This is a genomic window from Stenotrophomonas sp. HMWF023 (genome assembly GCF_003060985.1).
Classification (GTDB): Bacteria; Pseudomonadota; Gammaproteobacteria; order Xanthomonadales; family Xanthomonadaceae; genus Stenotrophomonas; species Stenotrophomonas lactitubi.
The window spans coordinates 1-3,659 of the sequence record NZ_QAIJ01000092.1 but is presented as its reverse complement, the minus strand read 5'-3'; the positions used below and the strand labels follow the sequence as shown (position 1 = coordinate 3,659).

Annotated in this window: 4 protein-coding genes and 1 pseudogene; 1 reads left to right on the top strand and 4 read right to left on the bottom strand. The window is 68.7% G+C overall.

Going from position 1 to position 3,659, the window contains the following annotated elements:
* Positions 1-597 (bottom strand): arginyltransferase (locus tag DBR20_RS04265; protein WP_258223206.1); only part of this gene is annotated, 597 nt, incomplete at its 3' end.
* 156 nt (positions 598-753) lie between these two features.
* Here DBR20_RS04265 and DBR20_RS04260 point away from each other — a divergent pair.
* Entirely contained in the window at positions 754-1,317 is a 564-nt protein-coding gene (locus DBR20_RS04260) for an EF-hand domain-containing protein (protein WP_108265306.1), read from the top strand.
* Positions 1,318-1,368: 51 nt separating this feature from the next.
* Here DBR20_RS04260 and DBR20_RS04255 read toward each other — a convergent pair whose 3' ends face one another.
* The 3 genes and pseudogenes from DBR20_RS04255 to DBR20_RS04245 form a co-directional block, all read right to left on the bottom strand.
* Complete coding sequence (locus DBR20_RS04255; RefSeq protein ID WP_108265305.1) at positions 1,369-2,586, bottom strand: RNA polymerase sigma factor; 1,218 nt, start codon at positions 2,584-2,586, stop codon at positions 1,369-1,371.
* 187 nt (positions 2,587-2,773) lie between these two features.
* Positions 2,774-3,283, bottom strand: coding sequence for a pathogenicity-like protein (locus tag DBR20_RS04250; RefSeq protein ID WP_108265304.1), 510 nt, complete (start codon positions 3,281-3,283; stop codon positions 2,774-2,776).
* 4 nt (positions 3,284-3,287) lie between these two features.
* A pseudogene (locus tag DBR20_RS04245) lies at positions 3,288-3,659 on the bottom strand (acyl-CoA thioesterase domain-containing protein); the annotation flags it as partial.

Genomic DNA, 3,659 nt, shown 5'->3' with positions numbered 1-3,659 from the left:
CTGCAGGATCGCGAACGTGCCCAGCCCGCGCGCGGCATGGGCGGGGTCGAAGAAGGTATAGACCGCCGACAGCCCGTGCTCGGTCACATCGGTCACCGCCACACCCAGCAGCTGGCTGGGCTGGCCGTCGTGGCCCGGCAGGCGCATTTCCATGAAGCGCGTGTGCGACCAGCTGCCGATCAGGAACTGCTCGAACTCGTGCGGGCCATGGTCGTCCATGCCGCCCTTGGCATGACGATGCACCAGGTAGCGGTGGTACAGCTCGAACAGATCCTCACGCGGCATGGCCGCAGTGATGCGTACTTCCAGATCGGCATTGCGTGCGGCGCAGCGGCGCTGGCTGCGGTCCGGGGCGAAGCGCGCCACCGGGATGCGCACGGCGACGCAGGCGTGGCAGTTCGCACAGTGCGGGCGATAGACCAGATCACCGCTGCGGCGGAATCCCCAGCTCAGGGCCAGCGGATACAGCCCGCCGAGGCGACGGTCCTGCGGGTCCAGCACCAGATCGCGCGCGACCCGGTCCGGCCAGTACCCGCAGGGGTGCTCGCCGGTCTGGAACAGTCGCAGTTCGTCGTCTCTGTCGCCGTGTCTCGCCATGGGCACAGCATAGCTCCAGCCTGTCGCAATGGCGGCGACTGTCCGCCGGATGAATGGAGCAGGCGGCTGCGTCAACCGAGGCCGTGGTCAGGCGTTGTTGTCCTCCGAGGGTGAGGTGTTCACCCCGATGCCAATCCCATTCCCAGGAGTGACCCCATGATCCGTACCCCCCTGCTGCTGGCCCTGCTGCTCGGCACTTCCGCGACCGGTATCGCCTTGGCCGCCGACACCCCGGCTGCACCGGCACAACGCCCGGCCAAGCTGGATACCAATGGCGATGGCGTCATCGACCGCAGCGAAGCGGCGGCCAACCCGCGCCTGGCCGCGAAGTTCGATGAGCTGGACAAGAACAAGGACGGCAAGCTCTCGCGTGATGAGCTGCCGCGCTGGAAGCATGGCCGCCACGGTGGTCGCGGCGGCGAGCGCTGGGCCAAGCTGGACGCGAACAAGGATGGCCGCATCAGTCGTGAGGAAGCCAAGGCCGATCCTCGCCTGGCCGAGCGTTTCGACCAGCTCGACCTCAACAAGGATGGCTACCTGGACAAGGCCGACCGCGAGCTGCGCATGAAGCAGCATCGTGACGCCTGGTTCGCCGCGGCTGACACGAACAGGGACGGCCAGCTGAGCAAGGCCGAGTTCGACGCCGCCAAGGGCCCGATGCACGGTGGCCCGCGCCACGGCGGCCCGCGTGACGGCGCCGTGCCGAAGCCGCAGCGCTGATTTTCAATGCAGTGATCGACGACAACGCCGGCGTGATGCCGGCGTTGTCCGTTACAGGCGGCCGCTGAGCGTCATCGTATAGGCCAGGGCACCGATGACGATCAGGTTCACCGCCATCATGCCGGTCAGGCCATACATGGATTCGTACTTCCAGTTGATCCCGTGACGCCCACGCCGGGCTGCATCACGCGCGAGCAGCGGCGCCATGATGCGCCGCAGTGTCACCAGGCACTGGTAGTTGACCACCACCAGGCCCAGTGCCAGCACCAGCAGCTGCGTCCACATCGGCGCCTGCAGCAGCACGGTGAACAGGATGGCCAGGCACCAGCTCAGGCTGGTGCCGGTGCTGAGATTGACGAAGCGGCGAACCTGCACCTGCTCGGCGCCGGTCTCGGCGTACGACAGCAGGAAACGGCCGCCGAGATAGCTGCCGAGCGCGCCACCGACGACGCCACCGATGATCGCGGCCCAGCTTGACGCGGGCAGCATCTGTAGCTGGCTCAGCGTAGCAGTCAGCGAGCCGAGCGCGGTACCGCCGGCAGCGCTGGCGCCACCGAGGCCGAGCTTGCTGCCACCCACGCCGACGCCGGTTCCCAGCAGGATCGCCGCGCTTGCGGTGCCGGGCGCAGCGATCATCACCATCGACACCACCGTCGTTGCAAACGCGGCACTGGGCGCGCTGCTGCGGGCGAATTCGCCGAAGCGCTGCAGCAGGCCCTCGCGCACCTGCGCACGGGCGCGTGACAGGCGCTTGCGTACCGCCGCGTCGCTCAGCCCGAGCAGGTCAGCGACCTGCTGCGAATGCTGGCCCTCGCGGTAATACAGCAGCAGTACTTCGCGGCTGTCGCCGGGCAGGGTAGAGATGATATCTTCGGCAGCGATTTCCTCTTCCAGCCGCTGCAGGCGATCCGCTGCACCGGGGGCCGGATCCGCAGCCATGGTCAACGCCACTTCGGCAGCCTCGCCACTCAGCGGTCGGCCACGTTGCGCGCGCAGCCAGTCACGGGCGAGATTGCGGGTGATCTGCCGCAACCAAGGCAGGAAGCTGCTCGCGCTGCGCAGCTGGTGCAGCTGCTGCCAGCCCTTCACGAACGCTTCCTGGGCGATGTCCTCGCTGGCCTGGCGGTCGCCGGTGATGGCCAGGGCGATGGCGGTGACCGTGTTCTGGCAGGCCAGCACGATGCGCCCATAGGCATGCTGGCAGCCGCCGCTGGCGGCCGGCAGTTCGCGGTGCAGTGTGTCGTCGATGCTTGCTGCGAAGGTCGTCATGGCGGCGGGCTCCTGCAGGGATTGTGTCCCATGACGGAGGCGCGTGCGGAATGTGACCAGCCCTTTTCCGGTAGCGCCGGGCCGTGCCCGGCGGCTGTCCTGTCAGGCATTGTGGCCGCGGATGCAGGCCGCTGGGCTCGCCGGGCATGGCCCGGCGCTACCGGCGGTTGCCGGCCAGCGGCCGGCACTACTTCGCCGGCTGGATGCGGACCCGCACTTCCTCTTCTTCCGGCGGTGCCGGCGCGGCCGGCTGGGCTTGCTGCGGCTGGGCCTGCGGTGCGGGCACCGGGGTTGCGGGGGCAGGGGCGCCGCGATGGCGCAGGCCGATCACCAGCGCCACGCCGGCGATCACCACCAGCAGGGCGATGCGGATGCGCCAGGCCCAGCCACGACCACCGGCACTTTCCTGCACATCATCGCGGAAGGCGAACTCTGCGGTCGGATGGTCACGGCGGGTGGTGTCGAGCAGGCGGGCGTCGCGCAGGATTTCGCGCGCACGCGGCTGGTCGTCGGCACGCACGACCCAGACCGCCGGGTAGGCGCCGGCATTGCCCAGGTCGGTATAGCTGAACTGGCCACGGCGACGGGTCTTGTACGAGCGCCCGTTGGTGACCTTCACCTGGATGTCGTGGCTGCGCAGGAGCTCGGCCACGCCTTCCACGGTTTCCACGCGCTGGCTGCTGAAAATCTGACGCATCGGATCAATCCTTGGCCGGCACGGCGGCCGCTGCTGCCTGGTCCGGAACCACGCGGATCAAGCCTTCCTGGGCGGTGCTGGCAACCAGCACGCCATCACGGGTGAAGAACTGGCCGCGGGCCAGGCCGCGTGAATCCTGCGCGCTGGGGCTGTCCAGCGAGTACAGCAGCCAGTCATCGGCGCGGAACGGGCGGTGGAACCAGATCGCGTGGTCCAGCGAGGCCATCTGCACGTGCGGATGGTAGTAGCTGATGCCGTGCGGGAAGGTCGCGGTGCCCAGCAGATGGAAGTCCGATGCGTAGGCCAGCAGCGCCTGGTGCAGCTCGGGAGCATCGCCTACACGCTCGCTCAGGCGCAGCCAGACCTGGTGGTAGGG

What these genes read in the sequence shown, in the direction of transcription:
- DBR20_RS04255 (WP_108265305.1), bottom strand. Translation starts at nt 2,586, where the DNA reads ATGACGACCTTCGCAGCAAGCATCGACGACACACTGCACCGCGAACTG.
- DBR20_RS04260 (WP_108265306.1), top strand. Translation starts at nt 754, where the DNA reads ATGATCCGTACCCCCCTGCTGCTGGCCCTGCTGCTCGGCACTTCCGCG.
- DBR20_RS04250 (WP_108265304.1), bottom strand. Translation starts at nt 3,283, where the DNA reads ATGCGTCAGATTTTCAGCAGCCAGCGCGTGGAAACCGTGGAAGGCGTG.